Origin of the sequence: Luteococcus sp. H91, from assembly GCF_038433135.1 — a bacterium.
Classification (GTDB): Bacteria; Actinomycetota; Actinomycetes; order Propionibacteriales; family Propionibacteriaceae; genus Luteococcus.
Window position 1 is genome coordinate 90,119 of sequence record NZ_JBCDMV010000020.1, and the last position, 25,507, is coordinate 115,625.

At 67.2% G+C, this 25,507-nt stretch carries 3 protein-coding genes; all 3 read right to left on the reverse strand.

The window, feature by feature from the left end:
* From AAEX57_RS10965 to AAEX57_RS10975, 3 genes are read right to left on the reverse strand one after another with little or no spacing between them, the layout of a single operon-like run.
* Positions 1-690 carry a class E sortase gene (locus AAEX57_RS10965; RefSeq protein ID WP_342092145.1) on the reverse strand — a complete coding sequence of 230 codons (690 nt, stop codon included), beginning with the start codon at positions 688-690 and terminating at the stop codon, positions 1-3.
* Positions 690-1,154 carry a hypothetical protein gene (locus AAEX57_RS10970; RefSeq protein ID WP_342092144.1) on the reverse strand — a complete coding sequence of 155 codons (465 nt, stop codon included), beginning with the start codon at positions 1,152-1,154 and terminating at the stop codon, positions 690-692. Before AAEX57_RS10970 ends, AAEX57_RS10965 begins: the two co-directional genes overlap by 1 nt.
* Positions 1,151-25,297, reverse strand: coding sequence for a DUF7507 domain-containing protein (locus AAEX57_RS10975; protein ID WP_342092216.1), 24,147 nt, complete (start codon positions 25,295-25,297; stop codon positions 1,151-1,153). Before AAEX57_RS10975 ends, AAEX57_RS10970 begins: the two co-directional genes overlap by 4 nt.
* Positions 25,298-25,507: the final 210 nt, after the last annotated feature.

Sequence of the window (25,507 nt, forward strand, 5' to 3'; positions counted from 1 at the left end):
CTACTTCTTCTCGGTCTTGACCAGATGGCCGAAGGCCACGGAGCGGTCGCTGGAATGGAAGAGGTCCTGGCAGGTGGTCATGGTGATCAGCGCGCGGGTGGGGGTGGCGCTGGGTTTCCCCGGAACCGGGTCCAGCACCCAACCGTCGGTGTCCTGCACGGTCAACTCCGATGGAGCCTTGTCCAGCAGGTAGGTGTAGATGGCCGTCTGGGTCTCCACCACCACCTCCGAGCCCTGCTTGAGCTCCAGCAGGCGACGGAAGGGTTCGCCGTGGGTCACCCGGTGACCGGCAATGGCAAAATTGCCCACCTGGCCCGGCCGGGCGGTCTTCTCATACCAACCGACGCTCTTGCCCAGCACCTCGGCGTCGGTGCCGGCCAGGATCGGCCACTCGTAGCTGGCGCCCAGATCCGGGATGCGCAGCAGCGCCATCCCATCCCCACCGGCAACGGGCGCCGCCGTCGGACTGGCCGGGGCGGCTGGCTTGCCGGCGGCCTTCCATTCCGAGCGCAGCGCCTGGCTCTGCTGGGTGGCGGCCTTGCGGGCGGCGATGTTGGTGCCGAAGAACTGCCAGCCTGCCCAGCCCAGAATGCCCAGGCCGACGAGCAGCAGCACCAACCCGAGCCAGCGCGACGGCGTCCATCGACGACGCCGGCCGACCCGGGTGGCACCGCGCGTGGCGGATGCCACTACTTGAGGTCTCCCGCGAGCACCCGCAGGACGCAGCGATCGGCCTTGTCAACAAGCTTGCCCTTGGCGGTCAGGGCAACCTTCTTGCCCGGGGCCGCGGCCGCCTGCTTCACCAGACCGGAGCCCAGCGGGGTGCCGGAGTCATTCTTGAGCCAGATCACCATGATCGAGTAGTCCCGCGGCTTCTTGGCCGAGTTCACCAGCTCCAGCTTGGCGGTCTGGTTGCCCTTCTCCAGGCCGCACTCGGTGACCTTGACGTCGGAGACGGCCCCTACGGGGGTCTTGTTGAAGGTGGGCTCCTTGGGCAGCGGTGCGGACGCGACGGTGGGTGCCGTCGCCGACGGGCTGGCCTCGGCCTCGCCGTCCTTGTTGGAACAGCCGGCCAGGCCGCCGAGGGCGACGGTGGCGCAGGCCAGCACCGCCAGGCCGCGCCCGGCCAGGGGGAGGTTGGGGGAAGTGGTCACGAGTTCTCCTTGTTCTTTCGTGCAATCAGCATGATGCCAGCCAGCGTGGAGAGCAAGCCCAGAACGAGCATCCACGGTGAGACATTCGAACCGGTGTTGGCCACCGGAGCCGTGGGCGGCACCGGACGGACCACCGGCTGCGGGGCCGGGTTGGTCGGCTGGACGGTCGGGTTGGCCGGGGCCGGTGCCGTCGGGTTGCTCGACGTCGGAACCGGGGTGGGCGCCTGGGTCGACGGCGGCTGGGTCGGCGGCACCGCCGGCGGTGTCGGGGTCACGCTGGGAGCCGGGGTCGTCGGCGGCACCACGGGCGGCGTCGGCGTCTGGACCGGCGTCGGCGACGGGGTGTCACTCGGGGTCTCGACGGGCGTCGGCGTAGGCGTCTCCACCGGAGTCGGCGTCGGCGTAGGCGTAGGCGTCTCAACCGGAGTCGGCGTCTCAACCGGCGTCGGCGTAGGCGTCGGCGTCTCAACCGGAGTCGGCGTCGGCGTCTCAACCGGCGTCGGCGTAGGCGTCGGCGTCTCAACCGGAGTCGGCGTCTCAACCGGAGTCGGCGTCGGCGTCTCAACCGGGGTGGGCGTCGGCGTCGGGATCACGGAGGTGTCCAGATCCACCGAACTGTCGTGCGGATCGATGCCGGGGCCCCTCACGGTGGCGGTGTTGCGCAGCTTGCCGCTGGCAGCCTCCGCCTCCGTGATGGTGTGCTCACCGGTGCAGGTCCGGACCGCGCCGATCGGCAGCGGCTGGTCCTGCGCCGGGGTGCAGGTCAGGTTGGGCAGCAACGGGTCACTGACCACCAGACCATTGAGCACGATCTGGCCGATGTTGGTGACGGTGATGGTGTACTTCACCACCTCACCCGCCTGGCCCAGACCGTCACCATTGGTGTCCTGCAGCTCGGCGGACTTCTTGATGTCCACGTCGCGCTTCGGGTCGGTCGGGATGATCGTCGAGCCGGTCGGGTCATGCGGCCACTGCGGGCCGGTGGCGGTGGCCACATTGGCCACTGAACCAGCCTGGACATCGGCCAGCGTGATCACATGCGCACCGGTGCAGACTCGGGATCCGCCCACCGGGATGGGCTGGTCCTGCGCCGGGGTGCAGCTGAGCTGGGGCAGCATCGGGTCGATGACGGTGACCTTGGTCAGCGGCACGTCGCCCGTGTTGGTCACGGTGATGGTGTAGTTGATCGTCTCACCCAGGCTGCCGACCTTGTCACCATTGGTGTCGTCCAGCACGCCCTGCTTGACCACCTCGGCGTCCGGCCGCGGGATCACGGTGACGATCTTCTCGGCATCCGGGATCTTGCCGGTGGTGGAGCTGGTGGCGCTGGCAATGTTCTTCACCAGGCCATTCAGAGCATCGTCGGCCGTCACCACATGGGTGCCGGTGCAGACCCGCTTGCCACCCACCTCGATCGGCTGGTCCTGCGTCGGAGTGCACACCAGATCGGTCAGCATCGGGTCGGAGACCATCGCATCGGTCAACGGCACGTCGCCGGTGTTGGTCAAGGTGATCGTGTACGTGATCGGGTCGCCGACGTGCGCCACCGTCGCCCCACCGGGCAGCTCGGCGGTCTTGACCAGCGTCGCCTTCGGGTTGGGCTTCGTGATGACGGTGTCCTCATCCGTCGGATTCTGGGGCAGGTCCGGAGTGGTCACGGTCACCACATTCCTCACCGAACCCGCGGCCGCCTCGGCAGCGGTGATCACGTGGGTGCCGGTGCAGGTGCGCACCGCGCCCACGGCCAGCGGCTGGTCCAACGTCGGATCACAGGTCAGCGCCAGGCCGGGCATCGGGTCCTTGACCGTCATGTTGCGCAGCGCCACATTGCCGGTGTTGGTGATCCGGATGATGTAGGTCACGACCTCACCGGCCGAGCCCACGCCGTCACCATTGGTGTCGGCCAGCTGGTGGTCCTTGACCACGGTGGCCTTCGGGTTGGCCGCGGTGGGCACCTCCCCGCTGGCCGGACCCGGGTCGGGGATGTCGCCACCGGTCAGGGTGGCCACATTCCTCAGCGATCCGGCCCTGGCCTCGTCCTCGGTGATGGTGTGGGAACCGGTGCAGATCCGCACCGCCTTGGCGGGCAGCGGCTCGGACTCGGCCGGGGTGCAGGCCAGGCTGGGCAGCATCGGGTCGTTGACCTTGAGGCCGGTCAGGGTGACGTCACCGGTGTTGGTGACGGTGATCGTGTAGTTGACCACCTCGCCGGGCTGGCCCAGCTTGTCGCCGTTGGTGTCCTGAAGCTCGGCCTTCTTACTGATGGTCGCGCTCTTGGCCGGGTTGGTCGTGATGATCGCGTCGGCCGGCTGGTCCGGCCGACCGGGCACGTGCAGCGTGGCGACATTCCGGATGGAACCGGCCAGCGCTTCTTCCTCGGTCACCACGTGTGTGCCGGTGCAGGTGCGCACCGCGCCCGCGGGCAGCGGCTGGTCCTGCGCCGGGGTGCAGGTCAGCGAGTCACCCAGCATCGGGTCGGTGATCACGGCGTCGACCAACGGCACGTCGCCCCGGTTGGTCAGGGTCAGCGTGTAGGTCAGCGTCTCGCCCACCTGGCCGATCCCGTCACCATTGGCGTCGGAGACCGACTTCACCAAGGTGCTGCCGGGCTTCGGCCTGGTCTTGACGACGACGGTCGGCGACGGCACCTTGCCGGTGTGGCTGCTGGTGGCATGGGCGGTGTTGACCACCTGACCGGCCACGGCATCCGCCTCGGTCACCACGTGGTTGCCGGTGCAGCTGCGGGTCTCGCCGGGCTGCAGCGGCCCGGTGGTGGCGCAGGTGAGGTCGGTCAGCAGCGGATCGGCGACCGTCAGGTCATCCAGCGCCACGTCGCCATTGTTGGTGACGGTCACGGTGTAGGCGATGGTCTCCCCCACCGAGCCGTAACCGTCGCCGTCGGTGTCGGCCAGGTTCGGCGACTTGGTGAGCGTCAGGCTGGCATTGGGCCGGGTCGGCACCACCGCGGTCCTGGGCGGGATGCCGGGGACCTGCGGGCTGGTCAGCGTGGCCGTGTTCACCACGGAGCCGGCCAGGGCATCGACCTGGGTCACCACATGGCTGCCGGTGCAGGTGCGCACCGCCCCCTTGGCGAGCGGCTCGCTCATCGCGGGCACGCACACCAGCTGGGGCAGCATCGGGTCGTCGATCGCCAGCTTGGTCAGCGCCACATCACCGGTGTTGCGGATGGTGAGCGTGTAGTTGATCGTCTCGCCGACGGTGCCGACGCCGTCGGCATTGCTGTCCACCAGATCGGCCCGCTTGTCGAAGTCCACCGCGGGCTTCGGCTCGGTGGGCACGATCTCCGAGTCCTTCGGACCATTCGGGAGATTCGGCACCTTCGCGACGACGGTGTTGTTCACCGCACCCGCCTCGGCGTCGGCCTCGATGATCACGTGGGAGCCGGTGCAGATGACCTGACCGGCGACGGGGACGCGCTCGGTCAGTGCCGGGGTGCAGGTCAGCTGCGGCAGCATCGGGTCGTTGATCACCACATCGCTCAGCGGGACGTCGCCGGTATTGGTCAGCGTGATGGTGTAGCGGATGCTCTCCCCCACATTGCCCACGCCGTTGGCATTGGTGTCATCCAACGTGGCCACCTTGTTGATGCTGGCATCCGGGCGGGATTCCACCAGCTCGGTGTGCTCGGCATCCGGGATCTTGCCGGTGGTGGAGCTGGTGGCGCTGGCAATGTTCTTCACCAGGCCATTCAGAGCATCGTCGGCCGTCACCACATGGGTGCCGGTGCAGACCCGCTTGCCACCCACCTCGATCGGCTGGTCCTGCGCCGGAGTGCACACCAGATCGGTCAGCATCGGGTCGGAGACCATCGCATCGGTCAACGGCACGTCGCCGGTGTTGGTCAAGGTGATCGTGTACGTGATCGGGTCGCCGACGTGCGCCACCGTTGCCCCACCGGGCAGTTCAGCGGTCTTGGCCAGCGTGGCATTGGGATTCTGCCTGGTGATCACCTCGTCGTCATCCGACGGATTCTCCGGCAGGCCGGGAGCGGTGACGGACACCACATTCCTCACCGAACCCGCGGCCGCCTCGGCAGCGGTGATCACGTGGGTGCCGGTGCAGGTGCGCACCGCGCCCACGGCCAGCGGCTGGTCCAACGTCGGATCACAGGTCAGCGCCAGGCCGGGCATCGGATCCTTGACCGTCATCTGGGTCAGGGGCACGTCGCCGGTATTGGTGATCCGGACGAAGTAGGTGACCGTCTCACCCGGGGTGCCGACACCGTCGTTGTTCGTGTCGGCCAGCTGGTGGTCCTTGGTCACGGTGGCCTTCGGGTTGGCCCCGGTGGGCACCGTCGCGCTGTCGGTCAGCGGGGCGGGCAGCTGCGGCCCGGCCAGCGTCGCGGTGTTGTTCACCGCACCGGCCACCACGTCGGCCTCGGTCACCAGGTGCACACCAGTGCAGGTGCGCACGCCGCCGACGGCCAGCGCCTCGGACTCGGCCGGAGTGCAGGTCAGGCGGGGAAGCATGGGATCGGTCAGCTGCAGGTTGCGCAGCTCGACGTCACCGGTATTGGTCACGGTCAGGGTGTAGGTGATGGTCTCCCCGACGGTGCCCACACCGTCACCATTGGTGTCGGCCAGGCTGGGGACCTTGGTGAACGAGGCGGACGGCTTCGGAGTCACCTTGACCACGTCGGGATCCGACGGTTCGACGGGCACCTGCGGTCCGCTGACGGTGGCCACATTGGTGACCTGGCCCGCCTCGGCATCGGCCGAGGTGATCACGTGGCTGCCGGTGCAGGTGCGCACCGCTCCGGGATCCAGCGGCTGGTCCTGCGCCGGGGTGCAGGTCAGGGCGGGCAGCATCGGGTCATTGACCGTGAGGTCGGTCAGGCGAACGTCGCCGGTGTTGGTCACGGTGACGGTGTAGTTCACCGTTTCCCCGACAGTGCCGAAGCCGTCGCCATTGGTGTCGGCCAGCACGTGGCTCTTCTTGATGCTGGCGTCGGGATTGCCGCCGGTGGGCACGGTGGCGGTGGAGGTCACCGTCGACACCTGCGGGCCGGACAGGGTCGCGGTGTTGAGCACCGGCCCTGCCTCGACGTCAGCCTGGGTGACCACGTACGTGCCGGTGCAGGTGCGCACCTGCCCAACGGGCAGCGGGGCGGTCTGCAGCGGGGTGCAGGTCAGGTTCGGCAGCATCGGGTCGGTGACCGAGAGGCCGGTCAGCGTGACGTCACCGTCATTGGTGGTGATGATCGTGTAGTTGATCGTCTCCCCCACGGTGCCGACACCGTCATTGTTCGTGTCGGCCAGCGCGGCGCTCTTCACGAACTGGGCGTGCGCATTCGCCTTGGTCTTGACCTCGGTCTCGTTCGACGTCGAGTCCTGGGGCAGCTGCGGGGACTTTCCGGTGGCGACATTCTTCACGCTGCCGGCCAGCACGTCGGCCTCGGTGATCACGTGGGAGCCGGTGCAGGTGCGGAACTCGTCGACGCCGATCGGCTGGTCCTGCGCCGGGGTGCAGGTCAGGTCGGGCAGCATCGGATCACTGACGGTGACATTGGTGAGCACGGCATCACCGGTGTTGCGGGCGATGATCGTGTAATTGATCGTCTCCCCGACGGTGCCCAGTTTGTCACCATTGGTGTCCACCAGGCTGGCGCTCTTGTCCAGCTTCAGGGCGGGGGTCACCCCGGTGGGCTGGTCATGGGTGGCGGTGACCGGCGTGGCCAGCTGCGGGCCGCTGAGGGTGGCCTCATTGTGCACATTGCCACTGGCGGCCTCGTCCTGGGTGATCACGTGGGCACCGGTGCAGGTGCGGGTGGCCTTGGGCGCCAACTGTTCGCTCTGGGCCGGGCTGCAGGTCAGGGCCGGCAGCAGCGGATCGGCCAGCACCGCGCCCTTGAGGGTGACGTCACCGGTGTTGGTGACGACGAGGGTGTAGTTGATGGTCTCCCCGACGGTGCCGGTGCCGTCGCCATTGCTGTCCACCAGGCTGCCGTCCTTGGTCAGGGTGGCGGCCGGGCTGGGCGTGACCGGGGTCACGACGCTGGCCACGGGAGTCGGGATTTCGACGCCCAGCGGGTCACTGGCCTTGATGTAGGCGCCATTGGTGACGGTGCCCACCTCGGCGTCCTGCTGCCAGACGGGGTAGCTGGCGTGGCAGACATTGCTCTCCTGCGGTGCCAGCACGACGGGCAGCGCCTTGTCACAGGTCGGCGTGGACAGGCCCACCAGCTGGTCGGTCAGGGAGCTGATGGTGGCACTGACCTGGCCATTGTTGGTCATGGTGAAGGTGTAGGTGAGCACCTCGCCGGGCTTCACCACCGGCTTGTCCGCGGTCTTGGTGAAGCTGACGCCGCTGGCCGGCTTGGCCGGGATGTCCACCTTGTCCTTGCCCGTGAGCGGCTTGTCGCCCGGGTCGTTGCCATTGACCACCACGGCATTGCTCAAGCTGCCGCGGTCAATGTCGGCCTGGGTGGTGACGTAGTCGGCGGTGCAGACGGCCTGCTGCTGGGGCGCCAGGCTGGCACCGGTCAGCGTCACCGTGGCCCCGTTCACCGTCACCGGCACCACGGTGCCGTCGATGGTGCAGGCGTGGTTGGTCAGGCCGACCAGCGGGTCGGTCAGGCTCAGGTTGCGGGCCGTGACATTGCCGCCATTGCTCAGGGTGAAGGTGTAGCGAACCGGCTGGCCGGCCGCCGTGATGGTCTGCACGGAGCTGGTCTTGGCCACCGTCAGGCCCGGCTTCTGGGTACCCAGCAGGCGCTTGTCCGCGCGCAGCGGGGTGATCGCCTTGCCGCCCAGGTTGGCATTGAGGGTGGCGACGTTGTACAGCTCGCCGCGGTCGATGTCGGCCTGGGTGACCGTGTAACTGGCCGTGCACACCCGCTTCTGCCCGGGGGCCAGGGTGAGCGGAACCCCGTTCTCGGGCATGGGGTGGGAGACACCGTCATCATCCAGACAGGTGATCGGGCCCAGTCCGGCCAGTTCGTCGCTGAGCACCACGTCGGCGGTGCTCTGGTTGCCCACATTGCCGATCTCGAAGGTGTACTTGACCACCTGTCCGGGCGCCGTGATCTCGGTGGCGTCGGCGTTCTTGGTCAGCGACATGGTGGTGTCCGACGGCACGGTGTGGATGATCTCGTCGTCGGTCACCGGAGCCAGCGGCTTGTCCTTCGGGTCGAGGCCGTTCATGGTGGCGGTGTTGGTGACCGAACCGGCGTCCAGGTCCGCCTGGGTGACGGAGTAGTAGGCGCGGCAGACCAGCTTCTCGCCCGGCGGCAGCGTGGCGGGCATCCGCGGGTAGCAGTCCATCGGCTCCAGGTTGGGCAGCGGATCGCTGATGGTCACATCATGCAGGGTGACGGTGCCGTTGTTGGTGCCGATGAAGGTGTAGAGCACCCGCTCGCCCGCGGTGGTGACCAGCGTGTGGTCCGCCGTCTTGGCCAGCCCAAAGGCCGGCTTCTGGGTGACGCCGACCGTGGTGGAACCCTCCCCGGGCTTGACGGCCGAGCCGGTCGGGTCGAGACCGGCCACCGTGGCGGTGTTGGGGATGCTGCCGCGGTCCAGGTCGATCTGGGCCGGGGTGAAGGTGGCGGTGCAGGTCATGGACTCCTGCGGAGCCAGCTCCGTCTTCGGGCACTGGATCGGGGTCATGCCCTGGCCGGTCTTCGGGTCGGAGACCACCACGTCGTGGATGGTGACGTTGCCGGTGTTCTTGGCGACGAAGGTGTAGGTGATCACATCGGTCAGCGTCGTGACGTTCTGCTTGTCGGCCTGCTTGGCCAGGCTCAGACCGGGCTTGTTCTCGCCGGTGATCGTGGCATCGGCGGTGTCGGTCAGGTTGTCGGCCGGATCGGCCGGGTTGCCGCCGACATTCTCGGCGTGCACCGTCGCGGTGTTCGGCACGCTGCCCGCATCCAGGTCCGCCTGGGTGATGGCGCGGGTGGCCGTGCAGGTCTGCTGCTGGCCCGGGTCCAGGGTGGCCCCCGCCGCCGGCGTGCAGCTCAGCGCGGAGAGCCCGTCGATCGGGTCGGTGACGGTCACGCCCTGCACCGACGTGTTGCCGGAGTTGGTGGTGGTGAAGGTGTAGGTGATCTCCTGTCCCACGGTGGAGTAGATGGCGGGACTGGCGCTCTTGACCAGGTCAACCTGGGAATTGCGCAGCGCGGGCACCGTCTTGCTGCCCTGGGCCGGTGGGATCGGCTTGTTGGCCGGGTCCAGACCGGTGGCGGTGGCCACGTTGAGCACCTGACCGCGGTTGATGTCGTCCTGGGTGACGGTGTAGTTCACGGTGCAGTTCATGCTGGCACCGGGCGCCAGGGCCACGGGGGCCTTCAGGTCACAGCCGGTGAGCGTGGTGTTCGGGTCGTCCACCTGTACGTCGTGCGCGGAGACGGTGCCGGAATTGGTGACCACGATGGTGAACTGCAGAACCTCACCGGCCTTGACCACCTGGGAGCTCTTGGAGTCCTTGACCAGGGTCAGTGCGGGGGTGCCGACTGCCACGATGTGATTGGTGTCACTGATCGGGCCCACGGTGTTGCCCTGCGGGTCGCGAGCCTGGATCGTGGCGGTGTTGTCCAGGTACCCCCGGTCCAGATCCTCCTGGGTGACCACGTAGTCGGCCTTGCAGTGCGCGACGCCACCGGGCTCCAGCCCATATGCGTCACAGGTGATCCCGGACAGCCCGGGCAGCTCGTCGACGATCTGGCCGCCGGAGACGGTCAACTCACCGGTGTTGGTGATGTCGAAGAAGTAGTCCACCTTCTGGCCAACCGTGGTGACCTGGGTCACCGAGGCGTGCTTGTCCAAGGCGATCGATGCGGTGTGCGTGCTCTCCGTATGGGCAGAGGCCACCTCCGTGGGGAAGGCATGTCCATCCTCCTCCTTGGCATTGAGCGTGGCGGTGTTGTTGACCACGCCACGGTCGACGTCGGACTGCTTGATCGTGTAGGTGGCCTTGCAGGTGGCGCCCATGCCGGGCTTCATGGCCACGTTGAAGTTCTGCGGGACATCGATGTTGGTGCCGTCCACCGTGCAGGTGATGGCGGACAGGTCGGCCATGGTGTCCACGGCATTGATGTAGTAGGCCTCGATGTTGCCCACATTCTGCACGTGGAAGGTGTAGTTCAAGGTGTCCCCGACTCCCCAGTTGGCGGGCGCCTGGACGGACTTGGTGAACTCCAGCTTCGGGTTGTACACGGCCGGGACGTTGACCGACCCCTCCCTCGACTCGACATTGCCCTGGGGGTCGGTTCCGGTGACGGTGGCGACATTGGTGATGCCGGTCTGCATCAGGTCGGTGTGGGTCACGGTGTAGCTGCCCGTGCAGGTCATGGTCTGCTGCGGCGCCAGGGTGGATCCCATGACCGGGGTACAGGTCAGCGGCCCGTCCAGCGGGAGGGAATCGGCCACCTGGACATTGGTGAAGGAGACATTGCCGGTGTTCTTGGCGGTGATGGTGAAGGGCACCTTTTCACCCGCCTGGCGGATCAGCGTCGTGGCGGAGGTCTTGGCCACCTGCAGGCCGGTCCGGTTCTCGGTGATGACCGTGGTGCTGGCCGGGTTGGAGGTGATCGCCGCGCCCGACGGGGCGCTGGCGGTGGCCAGGGCGTTGTTGATGATGCTGCCCTTGTCCATGTCGGCCTGGACAGTGGTGTAGCCCGCCTGGCACGTGATGCCCTCACCTGGCGCCAGCTCGGCCGGCAGGGTGACGACGGAGCCGTCGGCCCGGGTGCAGCTCAGCGCGCCCAAGTTGGGCAGTTGGTCGGCGATGGTGGCGCCCTTGGCGGTGACATTGCCGTCATTGCGCAGGCTCAGCGTGTAGACCACCGGCTCGCCAGCCGCGGAGACCGTTGTGTGGTCGGCGGTCTTGGCCAGGGTCAGCTTGGGAGCCGCCGCGGCCGTGACGGTGGCGGGCGCCTTCAGCTCCCTGTGGTCGTAGGCGTCACTGGTGGCCTCGTAGCCGTCCAGCAGTGCGGTGTTCTGGATGGTGCCGCGGTCCAGGTCGGCCTGCGTCACGGTGTAGTTGGCGGTGCAGGTGAAGGTCTGTCCGGGCCGCAGGGAACTGTCGGCCTCGAAGTCACAGTTGAGCGCCGACAGGCCGGGCAGGCTCTCGTCGGTGATGTTGGCACCATAGAGGGTCTTGGTTCCGGTGTTCTTGCCCACCATGGTGTAGGTGACCTGCTGGCCCACCTGGTTGACCGTGGTGACCGACGGGGTCTTGGTGAAGCCCAGCGTCAGCGTTCCCTGTTCGGTGGGAATCTCCGCCACCTCGGAGGTGGCCTGCACCGGGTTGCCGTTCGGGTCGGCGCCGCTGACGGCGGCCCGGTTGTCCAGCACGCCGAAGTCGATGGCGTCCTGGTCGGTGATCCGGATGGCCTTGCAGGTCATGCTCTGCTGCGGCGCGAGGCTGGCACCCTGGGCGGGCAGACAGGTCAACGTCACACCCGGGTAGAGGAAGTCATCCTCGGTCACCGTGACATCGGTGATGGTGGTGGAGCCGGTGTTGGTGGCAACAATCTTGAACTCACCGGGGTCACCCAGCTTCAGCGGCCCTGGGCTGACGGCGGTCTTGGTGATGGCCAGACCATGGGTCTGGGTCACCGGTACCTCGTCGGAGGCCTTGCCGGGGGTCACCGGGTCCCCACCAAGGGTGTCGACGCCGGTGACGGTGGCGGTGTTGAGGATGCGGCCTGCGTCGACGTCGGCCTGGGTGGCGGTGTACTTGCCGGAGCAGGTGGTGCTGTCGCCCACCGCCAGGCGGGTGGCCTGGCAGGTGATCGGGCTGGCGCCCAGCAGCGGGTCGTCGACGGCGATCTGGTCCACCGCCACATTGCCGCTGTTGGTGACGGTGAAGGTGTAGGTCACCGGGTCACCGGCTTTGGTCACGGAGGCCACGTCATGGGTCTTGGCGAGCGCCAGCGACGGGCGGTGCACCGGGATCACGGTGGCAGTGCTCTGGGAGGTCACCGGCCCGCCCTTGGGGCCGGGGCTGGTGCCGGTGGCCGTGGCGGTGTTGACGATGGTGTCCTGGTTCATCTCCGGCTCGGTCACCTGGCGGCTGGCGGTGCAGTGCATCTCGGCGGCCGGTGCCAGGCTGCCACCCAGCGGCAGGTCGCAGTCGAGGGGCGACATCCCCGGCAGCGGATCGGTGAGCTGGATGTTGTTCAGGCTGGTGGTGCCGGTGTTGGTGATGGTGAAGGTGTAGGAGACGGTGTCACCGGCGGTCGCGACGCGGGTCGGCGTGGCGCTCTTGACCAGCTTGATCCCGGCGCCCTGGATGGCCTCGACGACCACCTCATTGGACGGTTCCGCGGGCAGTGCTCCGCCCGGGCCGGCGGCATTGACGACGGCGGTGTTCACCACGCTGCCGGCATCCAGGTCGGCCTGGGTGGTGGTGTGGGTGGCGGTGCAGATCTTCTGCCCACCGGGCTCGACCCCGGCGGTGCTGGAGCCGCTGACCTGGGCGCCATTGGCGTCGAGCACGGAGCAGTTGTAACTGCCCGCATCCACCTTCGGGTCCTCGATCATGACATTGTTCAGGGTGACATTGCCGGTGTTCTTCATGGTCAGCGTGTAGGTGATCACGTCACCCACGGCGGCCACGGTGGTCCGGTCGGCGCGCTTGGCCAGGGTCATGTCCGGCGTCTGGGTGGCGGTGACCACCGCGTCGTCGGAGTCGTTGACGAAGATCCCGCCGTCCGCGTCGACTGCGGTGACGGTGGCGGTGTTGGTGATCTTGCCCAGGTCCACGCCGGTCTGCAGCGCGGTGCGCGTGGCGGTGCAGGTGATCTTCTGACCCACCTCCAGCTCGGCGGTGGCCAGGTCCCGGTCACAGGTGAAGGTCCCCATCCGTGGCAGTGGATCGGTCAGGGTGATGCCCTTCAGCATCACATTGCCGGTGTTGGTGATCACGAAGGTGTAGGTGAACTCCTGCTCAGGCCCGGTGAAGGTGTCGGGGCTGACCGTCTTGTCCAGCGTGATGGCCGGTTCGTGCTTCACGGTGACCTGGGCGTCGGCGCTGCCGGTGGCCTGCTTGTTGTTCACGTCGTGCGCGGTCACGTCGACGTGGTTCGCGACGCCGACGGGAGGTGTGGCCGCCGCATTGGCCTGGTCGATGTCGTCCTGGGTGACCACATAGCTGGCCTGGCAGGTCAGTTCCTTGCCCGGGGCCAGGGTGTAGGGCGCGCTGGCTCCGGGGCAGGTGATCGCCGACAGGTTCGGCTTCTGGTCCACAAGCGTGACGTCGTACAGGGTGGCGTTGCCGGTGTTGCGCACCACGAACTCCCACGTGATCGTCTGCCCGGCGGCATTGACGGTGCTGGGTGTGCCGGTCTTGGTGACGGTGAGCGTGGGGTCCAGCTGGGCGGTGGAGATGGCCGGGTCCGAGGGATCCTCGACGGTGGCGCCATTGGGATCCTTGCCGGAGGCGGTGGCCACATTGTTGATGCTGCCGGCGTCCAGGTCCGCCTGGGTGACGGTGTGCTTCACGGTGCAGTGCATCACAGCGCCCGACGTCAAGGTGGAACCCAGCGCCGGATCACAGACCGTTCCCTCAACGGGGATGGATTCGGCCAGTTGCACATTGCTGACCGAGGTGTTGCCGGTGTTGGTGACCCCGATGGTGTACGTCAGCACCTCACCGACGGTCGCATAGGTCTGCCGGTCCACGGTCTTGGTGGTGGTCAGCTGGGCGCGCTGCGTGGCGCGCACGGTGGCCTGGGCGGTGACCGGCTTGTCCAGCTCCCCCGCGGTGACCGAGGCGGTATTGGTCACCTGACCGGAGTCGAGGTCGCCCTGGGTGGCCAACCGGGTTGCAGTGCAGGTCTTGATCTCACCGGGCGCCAGGGAAATCGGCCCGGAGCCGGGCCGGGTGCTGCCGTCGACCTCGGTGATGGTGCAGTGCAGCGGCAGGCTGAGTCCAGGCAACTTGTCCTCGATGAAGACCTGGCTGAGGGTGGTGTTGCCGCTGTTGGTGGCCACCATGGTGTAGGTCACCAGCTGGCCCACCGCATCGACGGTGGTCGGATCGGCCGACTTGGCCAGGGTGATGGCGGGACTCTTGACGGCGGTGGCCTCGGCGGTGTCCTGGTCACGCACCGGCGTCCCCGCCGTGTCGGTTGCGGTGGCGGTGGCGGTGTTCGGAACCCGGCCGTAGTCAAGGTCGTTCTGGGTGACGACATAGCTGCCGGTACAGGTGGCGACCGCGTTCGGCTCCAGCTCATAGGCGTCGCAGGTGACATTCTTCAACAGCGGGTCGGTGAGCTGGCCGGCAATCACCTTCACATTGCCGGTGTTGGTGACCCGGATCGTGTAGTCCAACGTCTCCCCGACCTTCGAGAAGGTGGCGTCATTGGTGGCCTTGTTGACCACCGTCTTGTCCAGCTCGATCTCAGGGACCAAGTTGATCTGCACGACGGTCCTGTCGGAAGCGTTGACCACGGTGCCGGCGACGTCGGTGGCCGTCACCGTGGCGGTGTTCTCCAGCCCCTTGCCGTCGGCGGGACGGGCGTCGTCGATGTCATCCTGGGTGAGGGTGTGGCTGGCGGTGCACTGCGTGGTGGCACCGGCGGCCAGCGTGGTCTGCGGACAGGTCACCATGAGGGTGGCGCCGCCCCCCAGGCTGGTGAACTGGTCCGTGATTGCGAGCCCGTTGAGGGCGACGTTTCCGGTGTTTGTGACGTCGAAGGTGTAGTTGATCACCGTGCCCACCGTGTCGGCCGACTTCGGGTTGGCATTCTTCACGACGTTGATGGCCGGGGCCAGCTTGGCTGTGGAGATGGCCTCATTGCTCGGCTGGCTCAGAGCGCCCTGGCTGGTGGTGCCGGTGGCGGTGGCCACGTTGGTGATCCTCTGCGCGTCGAGATCTGCCTGGCTGACCGTCTTGCTGATGGTGCAGTTCATGGTCTGGCCGCTGGCCAGGGTGGAGCCGATGCCGGGCGAGCAGTTCAGCGCACCCATCCCCTCGGTGAGCGACTCGGACAACTGCACATTGGCCACGCTCAAGTTGCCGGTGTTCTTGACCATGATGGAGTAGTTGAGCGTCTGGCCAACGGTGGCGTACTCGGCCTGGTCGACATCCTTGGTGACCTCCAGCTTGGGATCTCCCGTCGCCGTGAGCGTCCACGTCCCAGTACCCGTGGGCCCGGGCTTGCCGTCCGCAGTCACCGTGCTGACCGTCGCGGTGTTGTTCAGTGACCCGGCATCCAGGTCGGCCTGGGTGACCACCAGCTGCGCGGTGCAGACGCGGGACTCGCCCGGTGCCACATTGCTGGCGGGCGGGCAGTTGACCGCGGTCAGGCGGCTGTTGCCGGCGGCATCGGTCAGACCGTCGGTCAGCTTCCAGCCGTAGAGGGTGACATTGCCGGTGTTGGTGCCGGTGAAGGTGTAGGTGACCACCTCACCAACCGTCGTGATGTTCTGCTTGTCGGCGGTCTTGGCGAAGGTGATCGCCGGCTTGGGTGCGGTGGTCACGGTGGCGGTGGCCTGGGCCATGGCCTGCTCGCCGTCCAGATCCTGACCGGTGATCACTGCGCGGTTGGTGATCTGGCCGCCGTCCAGCTGCCCCTGGCTCACGGTCAGGGTGGCGGTGCAAGTCATCTCCTCATTCGGCTGCAACGCCGTCTTCGGGCAACTGGGCGCGCTGATTCCGGGCATGGCGTCGGTCAGCGCCAGGCTGTTCAGCGCCACATTGCCGGTGTTCTTGACCAGGAAGGTGTAGTCCACCAGGTCCCCCGCGGTGTCCACCGCTCCGTCGCGCACGCTCGCGGTCTTGGTGAGGGTCATCGACGGGGCGTGGTTGGCCAGCACCTGGGCGGAGGCCTCGGAGCTGAGGTTCTTGGTGACGCCGCCATTGATGGTGGTGCCGGTGGCCGTGGCGGTGTTGGGGAAGCCCTTGTTGTCGATGTCGGCCTGGGTGGCGGTGTAGGTGGCCGTGCAGGTCAACTGGCTGGGCCGGGTGGCATCGGGGGAACCCGCCAGGATGGCGGCCGGGCAGCTGATGGTGCCGCCGGAGTTGGTGATCAGCGGGTCGCTCACCGTCAGGCCGTTGATCTGGCCGGTGCCCAGGTTGGTGACGATGAAGCTGTAGGTGACCACGTCGCCAGCCTTGCTCACCGTTCGGGGCTCGGGGATCTTCTCCAGCATCATGCCGTCCTGGCCGAAGTAGACGACGGTCAACACGGCCGCGGCACTGGCATCGTGCACCACGCCCTGGTTGTCGGTGCCGTGCCCGACGGCCTCATTGGTGATGGACCCGGCATCGATGTCGGCCTGGGTGACGGTGTAGGAGCCGGAACAGGTCATGGTCTGTTTCGGCTGCAGGGTGGAGCCCATCGCCGGCGAGCACTGGAAGCTCGCGGCGGCCAGCTTCTTGTCACTGATGGCCACATTGTTCAGCTCGACATTGCCGGAGTTGGTGGCCTGGATGGTGTAGTTGATCACCTGGCCGACGCGGGAGTAGCGCTGCGCATCGGCGGTCTTGACCATGTCGAAATCGGGTTTGGGGTGCAGGTAGACCGTGGTCGGACCGGCCGGTTGACCGTCGGCCGGGCTGGAGTTCAGCGTGGGCAGCTTGGTGCCATCGGGGGTGACGGCGTTCACATAGGCCTGATTGGGCCAGTCGATGCCGGACGTGGCGTCATTCGGGTCCGGCACCTCGAAGTCCTGCTGGGTGAAGGTCTTGGCGCCGTGGCAGACCTTCTGCTGGCCGGGCAACAGGTCGATCGCGCCGGGGGCGTCGGTGGCACGGCTGCCATCGGCGTTGAGCACATAGCAGTCGAAGAGCATGTTGGTGGACGGGTTGGCCACCTTGGGGTCGGACATGAAGACGTTCTTCAACGTCACGTTGCCGGTATTGGTGACGGTCAGGGTGTACGTCACCGTGTCACCAATGATGTTGACCTGGTCGTGGTCGGCAGTCTTGACGAAGGTCCAGGACGGCTTCGGGTCGGTGGTCACGGTGGCCTGGCCCTGCGCGGGCGGCACCGTGGCGCCGCTGGCGGTCGTGCCGGTGGCGGTGGCGACGTTGGTGAAACTGGGCTGGTCAACCTGGGCCTGGGTCACATTCCAGCCGCGGGTGCAGGTGGTGGACGCGCCCGGCGCCAGGGAGGTGACCGGGCAGTCCACCGTGGTGGGGGTGAACATCGGGTCGTTGACCACCAGGTCATTGATGGTGACATTGCCGGTATTGGTCACCAGGAAGCTGTAGGTCACCGGGTCACCAGCCTTGGCCACCTGGGTGGGCGTGGCCGACTTGGCCAGGGTCAGGGTGGGGGTCTGGTTGGTGCGCAGCACCGCGGAGGCGGTGTTGGTGACCGCAGTTCCGGCCGGGTCGGTGCCGGTCACCGAGGCGGTGTTGGTCACCTGGCCGGAGTTGATCTGGTCCTGGGTGAGGGTCATGGTGGCCGTGCAAGTGGTGTCCTTGCCCGGAGCCAAGGTGGTCACGGGGCAGGTCACGGCGGACAGGCCGGCCAGCGGGTCGGTGACCGCGATGTCGCTCAGCGTCACGTTGCCGGTATTGGTCACGACGAGGTTGAAGGTGGCCACGTCACCCGCCTTGGCGACGGGGTTCGGCGTGGCCGACTTCGCCAAGGCGATGGCCGGCTTCAGTTGCACGTCCACGGTCTTGGTGTCGGTGGCGCTCAACTGCTTGCCCGCGCCCGTGGCGGTACCGGTGGCCACGTTGACGATCTTCCGCGCATCCAGATCGGCCTGGGTGGCGGCGTAGGTGCCGGTGCAGGTCATCGAGGTCCGGGGCTGCAGGGTGGACCCCAGGCCGGGGGTGCAGGACAGGTTGGCCGTCGGGATCTTCGGGTCATTGATCCGGGCATTGGTCAGCTCCACATTGCCCGTGTTGGTGAGCACGAAGGTGTAGCCGACCTGCTGGCCCACCGTGGAGACCGTCGGCGAGTCGGAGGTCTTCCGGAAGGTCATGGCGGGCTGGGCGTCGGCCGTCACGACGGCACTGTCGCTCAGTTGGCCCATCGGACTGCCGTCCGGCTTCTTGCCGTTGACCTGGGCGACGTTGGTGATGGATCCGGCATTCAGGTCCGCCTGGGTGACCGAGACGGTCGCCAGGCACTCCTTGTACTCCCCCGGCGCCAGCGCGACGGCACCGGAGCCGGGGCGCAGCAGCGTGCCGGAGCTGCTGTAGATGTTGCAGTTCAGGGCGCCCACCCGGTTGCGGATCTCCGGATCGGTGATCAGCACGCCACCGACGGTGACATTGCCGGTATTGGTGACGCGCAGGGTGTAGGTGACCTCGTCGCCCACCTGGCCGTAGGTCAGCGGGCTGGCAGTCTTGCTGAATGTGCCCTTGGCCGTCTGGGTGGCGGGGACGGTGACGGTGCCGGTGGCCGGCGGGACGGTAGCCTTGCTTTCAGTGGTTCCGGTGACTGTGGCGGCATTGGTGACCCCACCATTGTCCAGGTCCGCCTGCACGGTGGTGTAGTTCGCGGTGCAGTCGGTGCTGGCGCCGGGCGCCAGGGTGCTGACGGGGCAGGTGGGCGCGGAGATCCCCCGGAGCGCGTCGGTGACGGTCAGGTCATTGATGGTGACATTGCCGTTGTTGGTGACCCGGAAGGTGTAGGTGATCGGCTGGCCCACGGCATCGATGCCGGTGCGGCTGGCGGTCTTCACCATGGCCAGCTTCGGGGCCTGCGTGACGGTCACGGTGGCGTTCGCGGAGCCACTGATTTGCTTGCCCGTCGGGTCGACGCCGGTGACGGTGGCGGAGTTCGGGATGTTCCCGCGGTTCACGTCCGCCTGCGTGGCGGTGTAGCTGGCGGTGCAGGTGGTCTCGGCACCGGGCGCCAGGGTGGTGGCGTCACAGGTGATGGCACTCAGCCCGGGCAGGTCTGTGTCGGTGACGCTGATCTGCTTGAGGGTGGAGTTGCCGGTATTGGTGGCGACGAAGGTGTAGGTGATCTTCGAGCCCGCGGCGGTGATGCGGGCCGGCTCGGGGGTCTTGCTCAGGGTGAGCTTGGAGTCCAGCGACCCGTTGATGGTGACCTGACCGGTGCGGGTGATGGTGCTGCCATCGGGCGCCCGGCCGGAGAGCGTCGCCGTGTTGACGATCTTGCCCGCATCCAGGTCCGCCTGGGTGGTGACGTAGGTCGCCGAGCAGCTCATGGTGCCTCGGGGCGCCAAGGTCGAGCCCAGGGCCGGGGAGCACGTCAGGGCGGTCAGGCCGGGCAGCGGATCCTTGATCTGCACATTGGTGATGTCCACATTGCCGCTGTTCGCCGCGGAGAAGGTGTAGGTGATGGTGCGCCCGGTGGCCGAATACGTGGTCTGGTTCGCCGTCTTGGCAAAGCCCAGGTCGGGCCGCTGCTCCGTCGCGATCACCAGGGAGTCGGTGGCCGTGACGTCATCGGCGGCATTGGCGGTGCTGCCGCCGGGCTTCTCTGCCGTGACCCTGGCGTTGTTGGTGATGCCGCCGGCATTCATGTCGGCCTGGGTGGCTGAATAGGTCGCGGTGCAGGTGACGCTGGCCCCGACCGCCAAGCTGTTGACGCCATTGCAGTTGATGTTGCTCAGGCCCTGGTGAGGGTCGGTGACCTTGAGCGAACCGAGGTTCACGTTGCCGGTGTTGGTCACCAGGTAGGAGTACCCGATGGCCTGGCCGACGGCCGTGGCAAGAGTGGTGGTTGACGTCTTGTCCAGCGTGATGGCCGGCAGCTGGGTGGCGGTGACCGTGGCCTTCGCGGTGGCGGGCGGGATCGCGGAACCATTGGGCGCCGTTCCGGTGACCGTCGCGGTGTTGATCGCCTGTCCGGCATTCAGGTCGGACTGGGTGGTGGCCCGGGTGGCGGTGCAGGTCATGGTGGCCTTGGGCGCCAAGGTGCTGCCCTGGGCCGGGGTGCAGTTGACCTGGGCAGCGTCGATCAGGTTGTCGGCGACGCGGACATCGGTGGCGTCCACATTGCCGGAGTTGGTGACCACGATGGTGAAGTTCACCTTGTCCCCGACGGCCTTCACCGTGGTGGGATTGGCGGTCTTCGTGACCCCCAGACCGGGGGTCTGGTTGATGGTCACGGTGGCCGTGGAGGCGTTGGAGGTGACGGCGGCGCCCTTGGGATCCTTGGCGGTGGCGGTCGCGGTGTTGTCGATCTTGCCCGAGGCCAGGTTCAGGTCGGCCTGGGTGGTGGCCCGGGTGGCGGTGCAGGTGGTGCTCTCCTTCGGTGCCAGGGTGGTGGCTGGGCAATTGATGGCGGAGAGTCCGGACAACCCATCGGTGATGGCCAGCGAGTTGGCGGTGACATTACCGGTGTTGGTGACCTGGAAGGAATAGGTGACCACCTGGCCGACGGTGCCGACGCGGGCGGGTGCGGCACTCTTGGTCAGGGTGAGGGCCGGGGCACTGGTGACGTTCACCACGGCCGGCGCGGTCTTGGTCAGCGTCGCGTTGCCGGGTGTGACCGCGGTGCCGGTGGCGGTGTTCAGGATGGAGCCGGCATCCACGTCGGTCTGGGTGCTGGTGTAGCTACCGGTGCACGTCATCGTGGCACCGGGCGCCAACTTGGATCCCAGGGCGGGGGTGCAGTTGGTGAAGGAGCCGAGCTTCGGGTCGCTGATCTGGGCATTGCTCAGGGTCACCGTGCCCGAGTTGGTCAACACGATGCTGTAACCGATGGCGGTACCGGCGCCGGCGATGGTGGCCGGGTTGGGCGTCTTGGTCAGGGTGAAGGCCGGCCTCTGGGTGGCGGTGGCGGTGAAGTTGTCGCTCCCGGTGTAGCTGGTGCCGTTCGCGGTGCCGGTGGCGGTGGCGGTGTTGACCAGCTTGCCGGCGTCCAGATCGGCCTGGCTGATGGTCCGGGTGGCCTTGCAGGTGATCACGCCGCCCGGCTGCAGGGTGGCCGGCATGGTGGGCGTGCAACTGAGGCGCCCGGCGGAGAACATCGTGTCGGTGACGTTGACCTGGGTCATGGTCACGTTGCCGGCGTTGGTGGCCGTGATGGTGTAGTCGATGGTGCCGTTCACCGCGTCGTAGGTGGCGGTGGAACCGGTCTTGTTCACCGTCAGCGACGGGTTCTGCAGGGTGGTGACCACCTCGGAGGCGGCCCTGGTCAGGTCGGTACCGGTGGGCGGGGTGAGGGTCGCCGTCGCGGTGTTGTTGATGGTGCCGGCGTTGATGTCGGTCTGCGTGGCCGGGTAGCTGCTGGTGCAGGTGGTGCTGGCCCCAGGGGTCAGCGTGCCACCCAGGGCGGTGGGGGCGCAGGTGATGCCGCCCAGCATCGGGTCGGCCAGCCGCAGATTGGTGAGCGCCACATTGCCGTTGTTGTCCACCACGATGCTGTAACTGATCCGGTCCCCGGCCTTGACGACCTGCTGGGGAGTGGCGGTCTTGGTGATGCTGAAGCCAGGGTTCTGGGTGGCGGTCACCTTGGCCGTCGAGTTGTCGGTGACCGCGGTCCCGGCCGGAGTGGTACCGGTGACGGTGGCGGTGTTGTTCACCGCCCCCGCGTTCAGGTCGGCCTGGGTGGTGGCGCGAGTGGCCGTGCAGGTGGTGGTGGCACCGGGCGCCAGCGATGCACCCAGCGCGGTGGGCGTGCAGGTGATCGCGGACAGGCCGGCCAGCTTGTCGCTCAGCGCCAGCCTGTTGAGGGTGACGTTGGCGGTGTTCTTCACCAAGAAGGTGTAGGTGACCTGTTGCCCGACTGTGTCCACGGTGCTGGGGTTGGCGGTCTTGGTGAGCTGGATGCCGCCGGTGGAGGCGGCCATGACGGTGGCCGTGCCCGGACCCGAGACATCATTCCCGTGGGAGTCGGTGGCGGTGGCGGTGGCGGTGTTGACGATCCTGCCGGCATCGACGTCGGCCTGGGTGGCGGTGTACGTGGCGGAGCAGGTCATCTTGGCGCCGGGTACCAGGCTGCTGCCGGCGGCCGGGCTGCAGGCGCCCATCACGAGCCCGGGCAGCGGGTCGGTGACCCGTACATTGTTCAGGGTGCTCGCGCCGCTGTTCGTGGCGGTGAAGTTGTACGTGATCGACTGCCCGGCTGCGGTGATGCTCTGGCGGCTGGCCGTCTTCACCAGGTCAAGGCCCGAGGACGGCTTGGGTGTGACCACGAACTGGGCCGTTCCGGTGAGCGGTTCACCGCTGGGCGGATTGGCCTTGCTGGTGACCGTGTTCAGGATGGCGCCACCATCCAGGTCGGCCTGGTTGACGGTCAGGGTTCCCGTGCAGGTCAGCGTTTGGCCGGGCTGCAGGAGCGCCGGGGCGCTGGGGGTGCAGGCCTGGTTGGCCAGCCGAGTCATCGAGTCGGTCATCTGGACGCCGTTGAGCACCACATTGCCGGTGTTCGTGGTGGCAACGGTGTACTTCACGACCTCACCGACGGTCGTGAACTCGGTCTTGTCCGCGGTCTTGGTCACCGTCATGGTCCTGCGCTGGGTGGCAACGACAGTGGCACTGGCGGTGTCGCTCACGGTGGTACCGCTGGGGGCGGTGCCCTTGATGCCGGCGGTGTTCACCACGGTGCCAGCATTCAGGTCGGCCTGGGTGGCGTTGCGGGTGGCGGTGCAGGTGAGCACGGCCTTGGGCGCCAGGTTGGTGGGGAGGGCCACCGCGCCGGCGGCATTGCGGCAGCTCAGGGCGGACAAGCCGGCCAATGGATCGCTGAGGGCAACCCCGCTCAGGGTGACATTGCCGGTGTTGGTAGCGGTGAAGGTGTAGGTCACCTGCTGGCCAACGGCATCGACGGTGGGTCGGTTGGCGGTCTTGGTCAGCTGGATGGCGGGCTGGGCCACCGGGGTGAGGGTGACCGAGGCGGTGCCGGTGGTGGTGCTGTTGTCCGGCGCCGTACCGGTGGCGGTGGCGGTGTTCTTCAGGGTGCCGGCGTCGACGTCGGCCTGGGTGACGGTGTGGGTCTCCGCCACGGAACAGTTGGACACCTCACCCGGCTCCAGGGCGTCCGGCACGCAGGTGATCGCCCGGCCGGTGAGCAGCGGGTCAGCCACCACCACCTTGGTCAGCGGCAGCGAGCCGGTGTTGGCGACGGTGAAGGTGTAGGTCACAGTGTCGCCGGCGTCCAGCAGGCTGTTGCCGTTCACGTCGGTGGTGGTCGCCTTCTTCACCAGCTGGAGGGCCTTGTTGCCGACGTCCACCTGGGCGGTGTCGGTGACCTTGATGCCGGACGGCGGGGTGCCCGTCGCCGTGACGGTATTGGTCAGGGCGCTGGCGGCGGCCGCGGTGAAGGGGGTGACGGTGCAGGTGACCGTCTTCGAAGCCCCGGGTGCCAAGGGGCCAACATTGGCCTGGTTGCAGCTGGGGAACTTCGGGTCATCCAACGCGACGGTGTTGAGGGTGGCGGTGCCGGTGTTCTTCACGACGAAGGTGAAGGTGGCCTGCTCGCCCACTGCGACGGTGGCCTTGTCCACCGTCTTGGTGACGTCAATCTCACTGACGTAGACCGTTCCCTTCGCGGTGGCGGTCATCGGCACTGTGAGCGTGGCGTTCTCGGTGGCCTTGGCGGTACCGGTGGCGTTGATGGTGTTGGTGGTGGTGCCGGTCACCGTCGCGCTGCACTCGTATTCGAGGGTCTGCCCCTTCTCCAGCAACGGCACGGTCTTGTTGCACGCCGGCGTCGACGGGTCGCTCAGGGTGATGTCGTAGATGTCCGCGCCACCGGTATTGGTGAGCTTGATCACCCAGGTGGCGTCGGTGCCCTTCTTCACGTCCGGGGTCTTGGGGGCCTTCGTCAGGGTCCAGGTTGCCACCTGGGCCTGGGCCACGTCGGACTTGTCCAGCAACACCGCACCATCCACGGTCTGCCCCGCGACACTGGCCGTATTGGTGAAGGTGGTCGACGTGGCAGGACCGTTGCAGGTGTACTGCACCGAGGCACCCTCCGGGAGCTGACCGTTCGTGTAGCCGGCCGCGCTCAGGATGGTGGCCATCTGTGCCGTCGTCCGATTGCACCCCGGCGACAAGGGATCCTCGACGCTGAGGTTCTTCAAGGGGGCCGAACCCGAGTTGTAGACGGTCATGCGGAAGCTGGGCAGCGCTCCGGGCGCAATCGCCTGGTTCTCCTCACCATTGCCAGCGGTCTTGACGATCGCGATGTCCGCCATGGGTACCGCGACGCTGAGGTGCTGCAGCAGGTAGGAGTCGCCGGAGGTGCCCAAGTCGATGATGAGCGAGCTGTCGCCGGTCTTCAGATTCGGCAGGGAGGCCGTCTTGGCGTCGACATTGGCATTGTGGAAGGTGCCGGTGTAGGGAGCGTAGGGAACGGCACCTTCAGCCCTGCCGACGAAGTAGTTCTCACCCAAACTAGCGACCGGGGAGGTGACGTCCTTGTACCGGACATAGTCGCCCCCGATGGATGCGTCGCCTTCGTACGCGATGCTGCCCATCTTCGCACCCGTGCCCTGGGGCTCCAGGCCCGTGAGGTTGATGGTGGTGGGGGAGTCGTTGAGGAACTTTCGTTCATATCCGTCAAACTGGTAGATCTTGCGTCGCACCGAGGCCTTCGGCTGGGTCGGGTCATAGACGCCGTAGTCATAGACCAGTTCCATGGCCCAACCAACGTGGCAGTTGTAACCAGCGGCACCCCAGACATTGCCGACGGTGATGGTGCTCGCGGCACCGGTACCCACCACACCGTCGAATTCACCCACCAGATCGGCGCTGGCGGAGTAGTAGTAGGGCTGCCCTGAACCCAGCGAGGCATTGCCCAAGTCTGTCTTGTAGTTCGTCGGGCTGAACTGGGTTGTCACGCCATTGATGGTGACGCTGACCTGCTGGCTGCTGGCAGTACCCCTGGGCGGCAACTTTGCGGGGCTCGAGGCAGCGCCGTAGCTGGAGCAGGTGGTCCCCGCTTGACCCCTGACCTGACCAAGGTCACCGGACCAGTAGAGTTTCGCACCTACTACCTTTGCACCGGCGGGGATGGTGTACGTGGCCCGACTGGAGTTGAAGGTGTTGGCGTCGGAGTCCACGTCGATGAAGGTCATCGGGTAGTACTCGTTCTCGGCGCTCGCGCTGGTGCTACCGCTGAAGAGATTGCTGGGCGTCTGACCGTTCTTTGCATTGCTGGTGGTGGTCAGCAGGCCGTTGCCCACCAGCAGGAAGTCGCCGTGCACGTCGTAGGTCTTGGTGTTGGCCATCGCCGCGATGGTCAACGCCTCGGCGCCGACGCTTCCCTGCAACCCGAGCGAGAAGGCAAGCACGAAGGCCAAGACCGCCGCCGTGACACGATGCCATTGAACCTGGCGCACCGCTGTTCTCCCATGCTCCCCCGAGCAAAGCCCACCCCGAACCTGTTCCGAGCTGTGACAGCACTGAGTATGCAGGGCAACAGACTGAAGTAACAAGCCACTGAGAGAAACTCAACACCCTTCTTGTCGTGTTCTCACGATTCCGCAGGGAAGTTATCCAGC